This window comes from Actinomyces sp. ICM39, assembly GCF_000282935.1.
In the GTDB taxonomy this organism is placed as follows: Bacteria; Actinomycetota; Actinomycetes; order Actinomycetales; family Actinomycetaceae; genus Pauljensenia; species Pauljensenia odontolytica_B.
Genome location: NZ_ALCB01000108.1, coordinates 44,567 through 59,656, shown reverse-complemented (window position 1 = coordinate 59,656; position 15,090 = coordinate 44,567). Strand labels below are relative to the sequence as shown.

The following is a 15,090-nucleotide window of genomic DNA, read 5'->3' as shown; positions in this document are numbered from 1 at the left end:
CACCTTCGGCTAGGCGAGGCCGAGGGGAGCAATCGCTAGGGACAGATCCGGCGTATTGAGCTGGACGGAGACCTGCTCGCGCACGGCGGGCTTCGCGCAGAACGCGATACCGACCCCGGCCTCGTTCATCATGGGGACATCGTTCGCCCCGTCACCGATCGCGACCGTACGCTCAAGGGGGACACCGAGGGACGAGGCCCACGAACGTAGGCAGTCGACCTTCACGCGGGAGGTCACGATACGCCCGAGCACTCGGCCGGTCAGGACGCCATCCACGACCTCGAGGCGGTTCGCCGCGTAGAAGTCGATGTTGAGGGACGCTGCCAGGGGAGCGACCACTTCCTCGAATCCGCCCGAGACGATGCCAAACTTTCCACCCGCACGATGAACCGCGTCGATCAGCTCTCGCGCGCCCTTCGTGGGGGTGATGGCGGACAGGACATCACCGAAGACCGACTCGGGGACACCCGCGAGGGTTGCGACGCGCTCGCGCAAAGACTCTGCGAAATCGAGCTCCCCATTCATGGCACGAGACGTAATCTCGGCGACCCTCTCACGGGTGCCCGCAGCGCCTGCGAGCTCCTCAATGACTTCCTGGCTGATCAGCGTCGAATCGACGTCGGTGACGACGAGGCCGGGTGCCCCGCTGGCACACAGCAGCGGAGCACCCGGCTCGTCGAGACGGTGAGTCATGCTCACTTGCGGACGACCGCACCCTTGGGAACGACCGTAATGCCGGACTCGGTGACGGTGAAGCCACGCTCGCGATCATGCTCGAGGTCGACGCCAACGACTGCGCCTTCTTCGACGACGACGTTCTTATCCAGAATCGTCTTCACGACCCGGGCCGAGCGGCCGATGCGACAGCCATGCATAACGACCGAATCCTCGATCTTCGCCCACGAGTGGACGTAGGTGTTCGGGGAAACGACCGAGCGCACGATCTCGCCGCCGGAGACGATGACGCCGGGGGAGACGAAGGAGTCGATCGCGTGACCCAGACGATCCGCATCGCCGTACACAAACTTGGCCGGCGGCAGTGAGCCGTCGATCATCGTCATGGTCGGCCAGTCGCGGTTGTACAGGTTGAACACCGGGTGCACCGAGATCAGGTCCATGTTCGCCTCGTAGTAGGCGTCCAGCGTACCGACGTCACGCCAGTAGTCGCGGTCGCGGTCGGTCGACCCCGGCACGTCGTTGTCCTGGAAGTCGTAGACGCCGCACTCGCCGCGCTCGACGAACCACGGAATGATGTTGCCACCCATGTCGTGCTTCGAATCGGGGTCGGCCGCATCCTCGCGCAGAGCGTTGACCAGGTCCTTCGTGGTGAACACGTAGTTGCCCATGGAGGCGAGGACCTTGGTGGGATCGTCGGGCAAGCCCACGGCGTTCTTGGGCTTCTCGAGGAAGTTCTTGACAACCCCGTTCTCGCCGTCGATGACGCCGAGTGCCGAAGCCAGCTCGATCGGCTGACGGATGCCGGCGACCGTGGCGGGCAGGCCAGAATCGATGTGGTGCTGGACCATCTGCGAGAAGTCCATACGGTAGATGTTGTCCGCACCGATGATGACGATGTACTCCGGCTGCTCGTCGTCGACGATGTTGAGCGACTGGTAGATGGCGTCGGCGCTGCCCAGGTACCAGTGCGGCCCGCGACGCTGCTGAGCCGGAACAGGGGCGATGAAGTTGCCGAGTAGGGGAGACGTGTACCAGGTCTTTGTGACGTGGCGGTCGAGTGAATGGGACTTGTACTGCGTCAAGACAACAATCTTGAGGTATCCGGAGTTCACGATGTTCGACAGTGCGAAATCGATCAGACGGAAGTGACCACCGAACGGAACTGCCGGCTTTGCACGGTCATCCGTCAGGGGCATCAGTCGCTTACCCTCACCGCCCGCGAGAACGATTGCCAGAACGTGGTTCTTTGCCATGTGGCACCTCTTCGTTGGTCGAGTGGACCCGCATCGGCGCGGATCCGTGGGAGTGGTCACACTGTATTACAAATGTCTATCGATTGCTACACCGTCTCGTTTTCGACCAGGCATGACGTGAGATCGGATACGATGTGTCTCACACGTCGCTCTTGTCGGAAGGACCCCACCATGCGCGTTGATCTCCTTACCCGCGAATACCCGCCTCACGTCTACGGAGGTGCCGGTGTCCACGTGCTCGAACTGGCCAAGGTCCTGCGCGGCCTCGTCGATGACCTGCGCGTCCAGGCGTTTGACGGTCCGCGCGAACCGGGTACCGATGGAGCCGACCCGGGCGTGACCGGACATGCCGATCTGCCTCAGCTGGCCGGAGCGAACGCTGCGCTGCGTACGCTCGGTGTCGACCTCGAGATTGCCGCTGCGTGCGAGGGTTCTGACCTGGTCCACTCCCACACCTGGTACGCAAACTTTGCCGGACACGTTGCGTCGCTTCTCGGCGATATCCCGCACGTGATTTCGGCGCACTCGCTTGAGCCGCTGCGTCCGTGGAAGGCTGAGCAGCTCGGCGGTGGCTACCGCCTGTCCTCCTACGTGGAGAAGACCGCCTATGAGGCAGCAAGCGCGATTGTGGCCGTCTCGAACGGCATGCGTGACGATATTTTGCGCTGCTACCCCGGTGTTGATCCCGAGCGCGTGCACGTCATCCACAACGGCATCGACCTGAACAAGTGGCACGCCCCCGAGGGTGAGGCGGGCGAGGAACTGCGCGCCCGCGTTCTCGCCGAGCACGGTATCGACCCGTCGCGTCGCACGGTTGTGTTCGTCGGTCGCATCACCCGTCAGAAGGGCCTGCCGTACTTCCTGCGTGCCGCCCAGCTCCTGCCTGATGATGTCCAGCTCGTGCTGTGCGCCGGCGCTCCTGACACCCCCGAGATTGCGGCCGAGGTCGAGGGCCTCGTCGCCGAGCTGCGTGCGCGTCGCTCCGGTGTCGTCCTCATCTCCGAGATGCTCCCGCAGCCCGAGGTGGCGGCGATCCTGTCCTCTGCGCAGGTCTTCATTACGCCGTCGGTGTACGAGCCCCTTGGCATCGTGAATCTCGAGGCAATGGCCCTGGGCCTGCCCGTCGTCGGCACTGCGACCGGCGGCATCCCCGACGTGATCGTCGACGGAGAGACTGGCTACCTCGTGCCGATCGACCAGAAGCAGGACGGCACGGGAACGCCGCTCGATCCTCGCGCCTTCGAGGAAGCGATGGCTGATCGCCTGGTGCGTGTCCTCGACGATCCTGAGCTGGGACGTCGCATGGGCGAGGCTGGCCTCGTTCGCGCCCGCGATCACTTCTCCTGGGAAGCGATCGGCGTGAAGACCGCCGAGCTGTACCGTTCGCTCGTTTAGGGCGCACGTCACCCGTCAGACGACTAGGCTGGATACATGACTTACGTCCTGAATCTCTCTCACGTGTCCGTCCAACGAGGGGACACGCAGATCCTCTCCGATGTCTCGTGGTCGACGCGTCCGCGCCAGCACTGGGTCATCGTCGGCCCGAACGGTGCGGGTAAGACCACGCTGGCGCGTGTGGCCTCCGGTCGCATCGCCCCTGACAGTGGTGACGTGACTGTTTCGGAGACGGATCTGGCACAGGCCGATCCGGCAGAGGTGGCCACGCGCGTCGGGCTCGCCTCGGCTGCGGTGGGTGCCAAGATCGTGCCGACGCAGTCGGTTCTCGACACGGTGCGCAGCGCCGCCTGGGGCCTGGCTGTCGCACACGACGAGGAATACGAGCAGATCGATGATGAGCGCGCCCGTGCGCTCATGGAGATCTTCGGAGTCGACCACCTCGCCGAGCGCGAGTTCGCGACCCTGTCTGAGGGAGAAGCACAGCGTGTGCTGCTCGCCCGTGCGCTCATGACCGATCCCGAGGTCCTCGTCCTCGACGAGCCGACCTCTGGGCTCGATCTGGGTGCGCGCGAGTTGCTCATTGCCGCGCTTTCGGAGATCATGAAAGGTTCGAAATCTCCGCAGATCATCTTGGTGACCCACCAGATCGAGGAGATTCCTGACGGCGTGACGCACTGCGCGATCATGTCGCAGGGGCAGATTGCCCATCAGGGTCCCATCGAGGACACGCTGACGGGCGTCAATCTGTCGCAGGTCTATGGAATGCCGCTGCTCTCCGGTCGCACCGATGGTCGCTGGTGGGCGCGCGGCGTCACCGACTAAGGGGGAAATATGACTACCTGGTGGCTGTGGATTCTCGCCGCCCTGGTGTGCGGCATCGTCGAGGTCATGAGTGTCAGCTTCGTCTTCCTCATGTTCGCGATCGGCGCGCTGGCAGCTGGCATCGCGGGCGTGTTCGGCGCGAATCTAACGATTCAGGTCATCGTCTTCGTCGTTGTCTCGATCGCTCTGCTGGCGGTTGTGCGTCCGTTCCTCAAGGGCCGGATCGACAAGACGACCGACTACGTTCCGAGCAACACGGACGGTCTCATCGGAAAGACCGCCTACGTGACCGAGGCCGTGGGGGAGCGTCACGGACGCATCCAGTTCACGGGCGGTGAATGGAGCGCACGAACAGAGGGGCTTGAGCTTCCCGTTGGTGTCGAGGTACGCGTCGATCGTATCGAAGGAGCAACCGCCGTCGTGAGCGCTCTGAACCCTGCGGTGCCAGCACCTACCCAGCCGTCTGCGGGTTCGGCCTCCTGAAAGCCCCGCTTCCTGTCAGTAACGTAAGAAAGGAGATGCGTTATGAGTTCCAGTGAAGTCATCGGCAACATCGCGGTGATCGTGGTCCTCGCGCTCATTGTTTTCGTTGTTATTTCGCTGGTGCGCGCGGTGCGGATTGTCCCGCAGTCGCAGGCGTACGTCGTCGAGCGCCTGGGCCGGTTCCAGGCGGTCATGCAGGGTGGTTTCCACCTGCTGGTCCCCTTCGTGGACCGTGTCGCTGCCCGCATTGACCTGCGCGAGCAGGTGGCGAACTTCCCGCCGCAGCCCGTCATCACCGCTGATCAGGCGATGGTGTCGATCGACTCCGTCATCTACTTCCAGATCACGGATCCGCGCAGCGCAACCTACGAGGTCGCTAACTTCCTGCAGGCGATCGAGCAGCTGACCGCGACGACGCTGCGTAACCTGATCGGCTCTCTTGATCTGGAGCAGACCCAGACCTCGCGCGAGTCGATCAACAAGCAGCTGCGTGGCGTTCTCGACGAGGCCACGGGCCCGTGGGGCATCCGCGTGACCCGCGTGGAGCTCAAGTCCATTGAGCCGCCGCCGCGAGTCCTGGCCGCTATGGAGCAGCAGATCACGGCGGAGCGCACCAAGCGCGCCACGATTCTGACGGCCGAGGCCGAGCGTGAGGCCCAGATCAAGAAGGCAGAGGGCGCCAAGCAGGCCGCCGTTCTGGCTGCCTCCGCTCAGCAGGAGGCTCAGGTTCTGCAGGCCAAGGGCCAGAAGGAAGCCCTGATCCTGCAGGCCGAGGGTGCCCGCCAGGCCCAGATCCTGCGCGCACAGGGTGAGTCCGAGGCCATCCAGACGGTCTTCGCGGCCATCAACGCAGGAAAGGCCACACCGGAGCTCCTGTCCTACAAGTACCTCGAAATGCTGCCGAAGATCGCAGACGGTCAGGCGTCCAAGTTGTGGATGCTTCCCTCGGATCTCACCGGCGCACTGGAATCCATCTCGAAGGGTTTCAACCTGGGCAAGTAGACTGAAGCCATGCCGGGCCGACCGCAGTCCCTGCGGTCGGCCCGTTCTTTTCTCAACGGGAGGACACCGGTGGATTCGCATCAGGAATACGTGCTGCGCGAGGTCGCGCAGAAGAATATTCGTTTCATCCGTTTGTGGTTTACGGATGTTGCGGGCGTCTTGAAGTCGATTTCGATCGACCCTGGTGAGCTCGAGGAGGCGTTCAGTGAGGGGATTGGCTTCGATGGGTCGGCCGTCGAAGGCCTGACGCGCGTCTACGAGTCGGACATGCTGCTCAAGCCGGATGCGTCGACGTTCCAGTTGCTCCCGTGGCGTTCCAACGAGGACCCGGTTGCGCGTATGTTCTGCGATGTCCTCATGCCCGATGGGCGTCCGGCTCCCTCGGATCCCCGAGGGGTTCTCGAGCGAGCCGTGGAGCGCGCCGCTGATGCGGGCTTCCGGGTCATGATTCACCCGGAGATTGAGTTTTACCTGCTGCGTCAGCCCGTGACACCCGATCGCATGATCCCCGTCGATCAGGCTGGCTACTTCGACCACGTCGCGCGCGGCGATTCGAACGACTTCCGGCGCCGCGCCGTGCGGATGCTTGAGGACATGGCGATCCCGGTCGAGTTCTCGCACCACGAGGGCGGACCGGGACAGAACGAGATTGACCTGCGAGCCGTTGACCCCGTGCGTGCAGCGGATAACATCATGACTGCGCGCACCCTCATTGAGGAGGTCGCGCTACGCGAGGAGCTCGTCGCGACGTTCATGCCCAAGCCCTTCATCGAGCACCCGGGCTCGGGAATGCACACGCACCTGTCGCTGTTTGAGGGCGAAGCGAACGCGTTCTTCTCCCCGGCGGGTCAGTATCGCCTGTCCACGACGGGGCGTCAGTTTATTGCGGGCCTGCTCGCCCATGCCGAGGAGATTGCGGCCATTACCAACCAGCATGTCAACTCCTACAAGCGCCTGTGGGGCGGGGGAGAGGCTCCCTCCTACGTGTGCTGGGGTCACCTGAATCGCTCGGCTCTCGTGCGTGTCCCCCTCTACAAGCCGAAGAAGGCCGCGGCCGCACGGATCGAATACCGCGCGCCCGACCCGAGTGCGAACCCGTATCTTGCGTTCGCTGTGTTGATTTCCGCTGGTTTGGATGGCATCGAGCAGAAGATGGAACTGATGCCTGAGGCCGAGGACAACGTCTGGGATCTGTCGGATCGCGAGCGTCAAGTCATGGGCATTCGTGCCCTGCCTGCCTCGTTGGCGGATGCGGTGCGTGCGATGAAGCGCTCCGATTTGGTGGCCTCCACGCTCGGCGAGCAGGTGTTCGACTACGTGATCCGCAACAAGCGCAAGGAATGGACGGAGTATCGTCAACAGATTACCCGTCAGGAACTCGAGCAATTCCTCAAGGTCGTTCCCCGGTGACGCTCGACGAACTCCGGTTTGCCGGATTCCTGGACCCTCGCCGCGCCCTCGATTTCTTCGAGGAGCTTCCGGGTGGAGCCGAGGTATGGGCGGCGGACCTGGGGGCGAGCGCCGACCCCGATCAGGCGTTGCTGGCGGCGATCCGCCTACACGAGGCGGATCCCGGCCTCGTGCGTGGACTCATCGATGATTCGCGTGCGCGCGCTCGCCTGTGCGCAGTGCTGGGTGGCAGCCAGTGGCTGGGCGACTACATTGTTGCCGATCCCAGCCGCGCTCGAGCGGCGTGGGAGGATCCCGGTGAGGCCGCACAGGTGCTGCTGGAATCCGTCGGGGCTACGCGGGTGGATAACGGAGTGTACGTAGCCTCGGAGCACGCGCACGTGGATGACCTGCGCGCCGGCTACCGTCGTGTTTTGCTCTCCCTGGCTGCCGATGACCTGACGAGTGATGATCCTGAAGGCTTCATGCCCGAGGTCGGTCGGCGCATCGCCGACCTGGTTGATGCAACTCTCGAGGCTGGCCTTGCCCTGGCGAGGCGCGACATTGACCCGCGCGGGCGCATCCCCTTCGCCATCATTGCGATGGGCAAGACGGGAGCACGCGAACTCAACTACATCTCCGACGTGGACGTCGTCTACGTCGCCGAGGCCGGGGCTGATGGGGATGAGCGAGAAGCCCTTGAGGTCGCGACGCGCCTGGCGGCGGCCACCGCCTCCGCTTGCTCGGGCCCCGGAACCGAAGCGCCGCTGTGGACGGTAGACGCGAACCTGCGCCCCGAGGGCCGCAACGGAGCGCTCGTGCGCACCGTCGAGTCCTACCGCCAGTACTGGGACAAGTGGGCGCAAACGTGGGAGTTTCAAGCGCTGCTCAAGGCACGTGCCTGTGCGGGAGACGAGGCTGTCGGGCGTGCCTTCGAGGAAGCTGCGCAGCCCTACGTGTGGAGCGCTGCCACCCGCGAAGGATTTGTCGAGGCTGCGCGCGCGATGCGTCGCCGCGTCGAAGACAACATCTCGCGTTCACATGCGTCGCGTGAGCTCAAGCTCGGGCGCGGCGGCCTGCGCGACGTTGAGTTTACGGTTCAGCTGCTCCAGCTGGTTCACGGTCGCACCGATGCCTTCCTGCGCGTGAGATCGACGCTGGAGGCGATTGAGGCGCTGCGCGAGGGTGGCTACATCGCGCGCAGCGACGCGCATCAGCTCGCCTCGTGCTACCGATTCCTGCGCGCCGTCGAACACCGCACTCAGCTGCCCCGGATGCGCCGCACGCACCTGATTCCTGACAAGGAACGGGAGCTGCGTGTCCTCGGACGTTCGATGGGTGCCACTCGCTTCGCAGACGCGGAGTCGATCAGTTCCGCTATCGACGAGGTTCGCACTCGTGTGCGTGCTTTGCATGAGGACGTCTTCTACCGTCCGATCATTGCTGCGACCGCGTCGCTGAGCGAGGACGAGGTGTCCCTGCACGCGGATGGCGCGCGCGACCGGCTGGCAGCGATTGGCTACCGTGATCCGGCGGGAGCGCTGACGCACATCGGCGCGCTCACCCAGGGGACGAGCAGGCGCGCCGCGATCCAGCGCCACCTGCTTCCGGTGTTCATCTCGTGGCTCGCCAGAGGGGCCGACCCCGACATGGGCCTCCTGAACTTCCGCATCCTGTCCGAGGACATTGGGGATTCGCACTGGTACCTCGCGCTCCTGCGCGACTCGGGCGTGGCCGCCCACAGGCTCACGACCATGCTTCCGAACTCCCGCTGGATCGCCGAGGCTCTCGCCAAGCGTCCCGAGGCCGTGGCCTGGCTCGACGATGACGCTGAGCTGGCGCCGCGCGAGCCGCATCGGCTAGCTCGGGAAGTGGCAGCCCTCATCGATCGCCACGATGACGCGACGGAAGCTGCCGCTCGCGTGCGGGCCGTACGCACCCGTGAGTTGACGCGCTGCGCGATGAGCGACCTGCTGGGTGGCGTCGATCCGCGCGGTAACGCGATCGCCGACGCCACGGATGCGGCAATTCTGGGAGCCCTCGCCATCGCGCAGCGTGAAGAAAGCGAGCGGTGGGGCGAGCAGCGGGCGGCCGTCGTGTTCGTTGCGATGGGCCGCTACGGCGGACGCGAGTGCTCGTACGCCTCGGACGCCGACGTGATCGCCCTCCATGAGGCCGTCGGGGGTGCCACCGAGGCGGAAGCGGCTGCCAGCGCGACGGCGATTGTGAACCGCGTGAAGAACCTCCTCGGCTCGGCGACCAATCAGCTGGGCATTGTCGTCGACCTCGATCTGCGACCCGAGGGCAAGAACGGCCCGATGAGCCGCACGATCGAGTCGCATCGTGAGTATACGCAGCGGTGGGCATCCACCTGGGAGCGGCAGGCCGCGGTGCGTGCGCGCCCGATCGGTGAGGGAAGCCTCGCCGATTCTGCACGGGCACTGTTCGATGAGCTTGCCTATGGGGGAGTGAGCGAGTCGGATGTGCGCGACATTCGCTTGCTCAAAGCCCGCATGGAGAACGAGCGTCTGCCGCGCGGCATTGAGCCCGCTCGCCATGTGAAGCTAGGCCCCGGCGGCCTCACCGACGTGGAGTGGACGATCCAGCTCATCCAGATGCGTGCTGGAATGAACAACCCCGCACTGCGTACACCCTCGACGACGCAGGCGATCCTCAGCGCTCGGGAGAACGAGCTGATCGGCGCTCAAGACGCGCAGACTCTTCTCGATGCCTGGGATATGGCCACCCGTATCCGCGCGGCAAACACCCTGGCGAGCGGGCGCATGAGCGGTGTGAAGCTCGACGTCTTGCCCCGCGATAGCGCGGAGCTGCGTGCCCTCGCAGCGATCCTCGGGTACGGTAGCGGCGGGCTGAACGCCCTCGAAGACGACTGGCTGCGCGCTGGACGCAAGGCGCGCGCCGTCATGGAACGACTTTTCTGGGAGCAGCAGTGAAGATTGTGCTGGTACGGCACGGACAGACCCCCGCGAATCGCCTCGGTGCGCTCGATACGGTGCGCCCCGGCCTCGGGCTGACTCCCGAAGGACTCCTCCAGGCCCAGCGCCTCGCGGATCGATGGGAGTCCGAGGTTGCACCTCCTCCCACCGTCATCGCGCTGTCCGGACTGCATCGCACGCGCCTGACTGCGGCCCCGCTGGCGAGCGCCTACGGGCTGACCCCGCAGGTGTACCCCGGCATCCGCGAGCTACGCTCCGGCGACCTCGAAATGGCAGCTGACCCGTGCTCGCAGTCCCTCTATGTACGCACGACGCTGTCGTGGTGCGCGGGGGATCTGGATAATCGCATGCCCGGCGGTGAGAGCGGGCGCGAGGCCCTGGCCCGCTCGCTGGAGACCGTGCGCCGAGTGGGACTGGCCGCTCGTGAGAACGCGGGGGACGAGGCCGTTGCGGTGTTCGTCATCCACGGTGCGCTCACGCGCCTGCTGGCCACGTGGCTGTCCACCGACATTGACGAGGAGCTCGTCTCCAAGCATTTCATGTCCAACACGGGCACGTCCACCTTCGAGTGGGCGCCCGACTTCGCCCCTTCCTCGGCCGACGAACTGGCGAAGGGGCTCCACGCCCTCACCTGGAACGACCGTCCCCTCGATCAGTGGTCGTGAGACGATTCGCCGCCTGAGTCCTTATCGGGTGCAACGAAGGCTGACACGTCGAAAGGGAACGAGCGGTATTTAAAGTAGTTCTCCAGGTAGGACAGGTGCTCCTCGCACGCGAGCCACGTCTTCGTGCGGGCGTGGTGGATCGCCGGATTGCGCCAGTCGATCCGGTAGATCGCGGCGTTCGTGCATTCGCGCGCCGAGCAGATGCCCGATGCGGCTTCGACTCCCAGTGCCATGGTGTCCTCCCCGTGCGGTTACGCTTGGAAGTATGCCAACCCTCGTTCTCGTTCGCCACGCGCAGGCCGCATACTCCTACCCCGATCACGCGCGCCCCCTGACAGATGCGGGCGTCGACCAGGCCACTCGCCTCGGCGGCGTTCTCTCCCGGGAGATTGGGAGCTTCGATGTCGCGGTGTGTTCCGATGCGGCGCGCGCGCAGCAGACCTTCGCTCAGATCAGTCAGCGCGTGTCGATTCGTGATAGCTGGTTCGACCGCGGCGTTTATAACGCCGACGAGGAGGACATCCTCACCCTGGCGCGCACTTTCGAGGGCAGCAGTGCACTCATCGTCGGTCACGAGCCGACCATCTCCGGCGCGGGCTACGTCCTGGCTTGCGAGGACGATCGGTCAGAGGTAGCCCGAGGCGTACCGACCGCGACGGCTCTCATCCTCACCTTCGACGGAACCTGGGAGGATCTGGCCCCTTCGAACTGCACCCTGCGCGTCCTGCTCACCCCGCCCACCCGGTAGGTCACGGAGCGCCGCAAGCGGCCCCGGCCTCGTCCATCGTTCCTGTGAGTGTGTTTACGTTTGTCCACGTGACGCCCGCCCGGATGCGGATGGGGGCCGCACACGCGTTAGAATATGGCGGTATCTATCCACCCAACAGGGAGAAGTGATGTCGGGACACTCTAAGTGGGCGACCACCAAGCACAAGAAGGCCGCTATTGACGCCAAGCGCGGCAAGCTCTTCGCGCGCCTCATCAAGAACATTGAGGTTGCAGCTCGCACGGGCGGCGGCGACCCCGCCGGCAACCCGACCCTGTACGACGCCATCCAGAAGGCGAAGAAGAACTCGGTTCCCGCCGACAACATCGACCGCGCCGTCAAGCGTGGCTCCGGTGCCGAGGCGGGTGGCGCCAACTACGAGACCATCATGTACGAGGGCTACGGCCCGGGCGGCGTTGCCTTCCTGGTGGAGTGTCTGACGGATAACCGCAACCGCGCCGCCTCCGACGTTCGCCTGGGCTTCACCCGCCACGGTGGCTCGCTGGCCGACCCCGGTTCGGTGGCCTACCTGTTCTCGCGCCGTGGCATCGTCGAGGTGCCCGCCGCCGACGGTGTGGACGAGGAATCCATCATGATGGCCGTCCTGGACGCAGGCGCCGAAGAGGTCGAGGACGCCGGTGAGCTCTTCATCGTCGAGTCCGACCCCAAGGACGTCGTCGCCGTGCGTACCGCTCTGCAGGACGCTGGCATCGACTACGACTCCGCCGAAGTCCAGTTCGTCGCCTCCACCGAGGTCGAGCTCGACCTCGAGGGCGCCCTCAAGGTCAACAAGCTCATCGACGCCCTCGAGGACTCCGATGACGTGCAGAACATCTACACGAACATGTCCCTGTCGGACGAGGTTCGTGCCCAGCTGGAAGAGCAGGAGTGAACATGAGCGATTCGACCGCTAAGCGCGAGGTCGGCACCCCGCAGGTCAAGCGCGGCATGGCCCAGATGCTCAAGGGTGGCGTCATCATGGACGTCGTCACCCCCGAGCAGGCGAAGATCGCCGAAGACGCGGGCGCCGTGGCCGTCATGGCCCTCGAGCGCGTCCCCGCCGACATTCGCGCCCAGGGTGGCGTGGCCCGCATGTCCGACCCCGACCTGATCGAAGGCATCATCGAGGCCGTGTCGATCCCCGTGATGGCCAAGGCCCGCATCGGCCACTTCGTTGAGGCGCAGGTTCTGCAGTCCCTCGGCGTCGACTACATCGACGAGTCCGAGGTCCTGACCCCCGCCGACTACACCCACCACATCGACAAGTGGAACTTCACCGTTCCCTTCGTCTGCGGTGCGACCAACCTCGGTGAGGCGCTGCGCCGCATCAACGAGGGTGCGGCCATGATCCGCTCCAAGGGCGAGGCCGGCACCGGCGACGTCTCCAACGCGACCACGCACATGCGTAAGATCCGCGACGAGATCCGCCACCTGACCTCCCTGCCCGAGGATGAGCTCTACGTTGCGGCCAAGGAACTCCAGGCCCCCTACGAGCTCGTCGCCGAGGTTGCCCGCGAGGGTCGCCTCCCCGTCGTGCTCTTCACGGCCGGCGGCATCGCCACCCCCGCCGACGCTGCCATGATGATGCAGCTGGGCGCCGAGGGTGTCTTCGTTGGTTCGGGAATCTTCAAGTCCGGCGACCCCGCCAAGCGCGCGGCCGCCATCGTCAAGGCCACGACCTTCTACGACGATCCGTCCGTCATCGCCGAGGTCTCCCGTGGTCTCGGCGAGGCCATGGTCGGCATTAACGTCGACGACCTGCCGGTCGATCACCGCCTCGCGGAGCGCGGATGGTGACCATCGGCGTTCTCGCCCTGCAGGGCGACGTCGCAGAGCACGTGCGGGCGCTGGAAAACTCCGGCGCCCGCGCGCTGCTTGTGCGCAGGGTTTCTGAGCTCGACCAGGTCGACGGCCTGGTCATCCCGGGCGGCGAGTCGACCACCATGTCGAACCTGCTGCTCTCCTTCGGACTGTTTGACACGCTCAACGACCGCATCGCATCCGGCCTGCCGGTCTACGGCACGTGCGCGGGCATGATCATGCTCGCCTCGTCGATCCTGGATGGACGTGAGGACCAGCGCTCTTTCGGTGCGCTCGACATGGTGGTGCGCCGTAACGCCTTTGGTCGTCAGGTCGACTCCTACGAGGAGGACCTGGACGTCGAGGGCGTTGAGGGTGGCCCCTTCCACGCAGTGTTCATCCGCGCCCCGTGGGTTGAGTCCGTGGGCGAGGGCGTTGAGGTGATCGCACGCGCCGGCAACAGCGCCGACGGCCCGATCGTCGGCGTGCGCCGCGGCAACGTCATGGCGACATCCTTCCACCCCGAGGTGGGTGGAGATGATCGGATCCACGCGATGTTCGTCGATATGGTGGCGCGCGCCTGATGCGCGTCATGGGCATCGACCCGGGCCTGACGCGCTGCGGCCTCGGCGTCGTCGACGTCGATGCGTCGCGGCGCGCCTCGCTCGTGTACGTTGGTGTCGCCCGCACCGACAAGGACCTGGCGACGCACTTCCGGCTGCGCACGATCGCGGACGCGATCGATAGCGTCATCGAACGCTACGAGCCCGAGGTCGTCGCCATCGAACGCGTCTTCGCGCAGGACAACCTGCAGTCGGTGACCACCACGATGCAGGTCATGGGCGCGGCGATGACGTGCGTCGGTCGTGCCGGCCTGCCGATGGCCGTCCATACGCCCTCCGAGGTGAAGTCCGCCGTCTCCGGCAATGGCAACGCGGATAAGGCTCAGGTGCAGGCGATGGTTGCGCGCATCCTCGGCCTCGCCAAGGCTCCCAAGCCAGCGGACGCTGCGGACGCTCTGGCTATTGCGATTACGCATGCGTGGCGGGGGACTGGCTTGCTCGGTGCTCCTGAGGACTCGTCGGTCGCAGTGTCGATCTCGGGTCGCCTAACCGCGCGCGGATCCATGACGCCCGCCCAAAAGGCGTGGGCCGAGGCCCAGGCCGCGCAACGCCGAACGGGTGCCGTCGATCCGAGGCGCAGGCGCGGCTAGAATCGTACATATGTTCGCCCGCGTGTGCGGGTGACCCGGGAACGAAAGGAACGCAGTGATCTCCATTCTGCGCGGCACAGTCGCGAGCGTCGGCCTCGACCACATCGACATCGTGGTGGGAGGCATCGGCTTCCGCGTGCACGTGACGCCCGCCTTCGCGCAGGGTGCCTCGCGTGATCAGGAGATGACTGTGTTCACGTCGATGATCGTGCGCGAAGACTCGATGACGCTCTACGGCTTCGGGTCTGCGGATGAACGCGACGTGTTCACGAAGCTCCTATCTGTCTCGGGTATCGGCCCGAAGATTGCGCTGGCAGCCCTGGCGGTCCTGCGCCCCGATGACCTGCGCCGCGCGGTGCGCGACCAGGACCTCGCGGCACTCCAGCGGATCCCCGGCGTGGGCAAGAAGTCGGCGCAGCGCATGGCCCTCGAAATCGGAGACAAGCTCGGTACCCCGGCAGCACTGCCGAGCGGCGAAACCGCCGCCGCTCCCGCGCCCACCGAGGACGCCGTGGCCTCCGAAGTCAGCGCCGCACTGGTCGGTTTGGGCTGGTCCGAGGCTCAGGCTGCCAAGGCCATCGAGAAGCTGGCGGGCAGTGGGCTTGGCGCCTCCGACATGCTGCGTGCTGCCCTCGTGACGCTGGGAGGCGGACGTGGCTGATCA

Annotated in this window: 16 protein-coding genes; 13 read left to right on the top strand and 3 right to left on the bottom strand. The window is 65.5% G+C overall.

Features of this window, described 5'->3' with window-relative positions:
• Positions 1 to 9: 9 nt before the first annotated feature.
• The gene (gene serB, locus HMPREF1137_RS07160) at positions 10 to 693 is read right to left on the bottom strand and encodes a phosphoserine phosphatase SerB (protein WP_007590425.1); all 684 of its coding nucleotides are present in this window, start codon (positions 691 to 693) and stop codon (positions 10 to 12) included.
• Positions 694 to 695: 2 nt separating this feature from the next.
• The gene (locus HMPREF1137_RS07155) at positions 696 to 1,931 is read right to left on the bottom strand and encodes a glucose-1-phosphate adenylyltransferase (protein ID WP_007590384.1); all 1,236 of its coding nucleotides are present in this window, start codon (positions 1,929 to 1,931) and stop codon (positions 696 to 698) included.
• A 171-nt stretch (positions 1,932 to 2,102) separates the two neighbouring features.
• Here HMPREF1137_RS07155 and glgA point away from each other — a divergent pair, with 171 nt between their 5' ends.
• The 7 genes from glgA to HMPREF1137_RS07120 all read left to right on the top strand — a co-directional run bounded on the left by glgA (position 2,103) and on the right by HMPREF1137_RS07120 (position 10,647).
• Positions 2,103 to 3,326 carry a glycogen synthase gene (gene glgA, locus HMPREF1137_RS07150; RefSeq protein ID WP_007590485.1) on the top strand — a complete coding sequence of 408 codons (1,224 nt, stop codon included), beginning with the start codon at positions 2,103 to 2,105 and terminating at the stop codon, positions 3,324 to 3,326.
• A gap of 36 nt (positions 3,327 to 3,362) precedes the next feature.
• The gene (locus HMPREF1137_RS07145) at positions 3,363 to 4,151 is read left to right on the top strand and encodes an ABC transporter ATP-binding protein (RefSeq protein ID WP_007590438.1); all 789 of its coding nucleotides are present in this window, start codon (positions 3,363 to 3,365) and stop codon (positions 4,149 to 4,151) included.
• Between the two features lie 9 nt (positions 4,152 to 4,160).
• Positions 4,161 to 4,634 (top strand): NfeD family protein, encoded by a 474-nt coding sequence (locus HMPREF1137_RS07140; RefSeq protein WP_007590540.1) that lies wholly within the window; start codon positions 4,161 to 4,163, stop codon positions 4,632 to 4,634.
• Between the two features lie 42 nt (positions 4,635 to 4,676).
• Positions 4,677 to 5,636, top strand: coding sequence for an SPFH domain-containing protein (locus HMPREF1137_RS07135; RefSeq protein WP_007590426.1), 960 nt, complete (start codon positions 4,677 to 4,679; stop codon positions 5,634 to 5,636).
• A 69-nt stretch (positions 5,637 to 5,705) separates the two neighbouring features.
• A complete protein-coding gene (locus HMPREF1137_RS07130; protein WP_007590430.1) occupies positions 5,706 to 7,046 on the top strand; it encodes a glutamine synthetase family protein in 1,341 nt (446 codons plus the stop codon).
• The gene (locus HMPREF1137_RS07125) at positions 7,043 to 9,979 is read left to right on the top strand and encodes a bifunctional [glutamine synthetase] adenylyltransferase/[glutamine synthetase]-adenylyl-L-tyrosine phosphorylase (protein ID WP_007590546.1); all 2,937 of its coding nucleotides are present in this window, start codon (positions 7,043 to 7,045) and stop codon (positions 9,977 to 9,979) included. Before HMPREF1137_RS07130 ends, HMPREF1137_RS07125 begins: the two co-directional genes overlap by 4 nt.
• On the top strand, positions 9,976 to 10,647 hold the full coding sequence (locus HMPREF1137_RS07120) for a histidine phosphatase family protein (RefSeq protein ID WP_007590382.1): 672 nt from the start codon (positions 9,976 to 9,978) through the stop codon (positions 10,645 to 10,647). Before HMPREF1137_RS07125 ends, HMPREF1137_RS07120 begins: the two co-directional genes overlap by 4 nt.
• Here the strand turns inward: HMPREF1137_RS07120 and HMPREF1137_RS07115 are convergent.
• The gene (locus HMPREF1137_RS07115; protein WP_007590414.1) at positions 10,635 to 10,880 is read right to left on the bottom strand and encodes a hypothetical protein; all 246 of its coding nucleotides are present in this window, start codon (positions 10,878 to 10,880) and stop codon (positions 10,635 to 10,637) included. The genes HMPREF1137_RS07120 and HMPREF1137_RS07115 overlap by 13 nt on opposite strands.
• Positions 10,881 to 10,912: 32 nt before the next feature.
• On the opposite strand from HMPREF1137_RS07115, the gene HMPREF1137_RS07110 reads away from it, so the two are divergent.
• The 6 genes from HMPREF1137_RS07110 to ruvA all read left to right on the top strand — a co-directional run bounded on the left by HMPREF1137_RS07110 (position 10,913) and on the right by ruvA (position 15,087).
• Positions 10,913 to 11,395, top strand: a complete 483-nt coding sequence (locus HMPREF1137_RS07110) for a SixA phosphatase family protein (protein WP_007590390.1) — start codon at positions 10,913 to 10,915, stop codon at positions 11,393 to 11,395.
• 148 nt (positions 11,396 to 11,543) lie between these two features.
• The gene (locus HMPREF1137_RS07105) at positions 11,544 to 12,305 is read left to right on the top strand and encodes a YebC/PmpR family DNA-binding transcriptional regulator (RefSeq protein ID WP_007590402.1); all 762 of its coding nucleotides are present in this window, start codon (positions 11,544 to 11,546) and stop codon (positions 12,303 to 12,305) included.
• Between the two features lie 2 nt (positions 12,306 to 12,307).
• The gene (pdxS, locus tag HMPREF1137_RS07100; protein WP_003792524.1) at positions 12,308 to 13,210 is read left to right on the top strand and encodes a pyridoxal 5'-phosphate synthase lyase subunit PdxS; all 903 of its coding nucleotides are present in this window, start codon (positions 12,308 to 12,310) and stop codon (positions 13,208 to 13,210) included.
• A complete protein-coding gene (gene pdxT / locus HMPREF1137_RS07095; RefSeq protein ID WP_007590471.1) occupies positions 13,204 to 13,797 on the top strand; it encodes a pyridoxal 5'-phosphate synthase glutaminase subunit PdxT in 594 nt (197 codons plus the stop codon). Before pdxS ends, pdxT begins: the two co-directional genes overlap by 7 nt.
• Positions 13,797 to 14,426, top strand: a complete 630-nt coding sequence (gene ruvC, locus HMPREF1137_RS07090) for a crossover junction endodeoxyribonuclease RuvC (RefSeq protein WP_007590391.1) — start codon at positions 13,797 to 13,799, stop codon at positions 14,424 to 14,426. The genes pdxT and ruvC overlap by 1 nt, the downstream gene beginning before the upstream one ends.
• A gap of 55 nt (positions 14,427 to 14,481) precedes the next feature.
• A complete protein-coding gene (gene ruvA / locus HMPREF1137_RS07085; protein ID WP_007590501.1) occupies positions 14,482 to 15,087 on the top strand; it encodes a Holliday junction branch migration protein RuvA in 606 nt (201 codons plus the stop codon).
• Positions 15,088 to 15,090 lie beyond the last annotated feature (3 nt).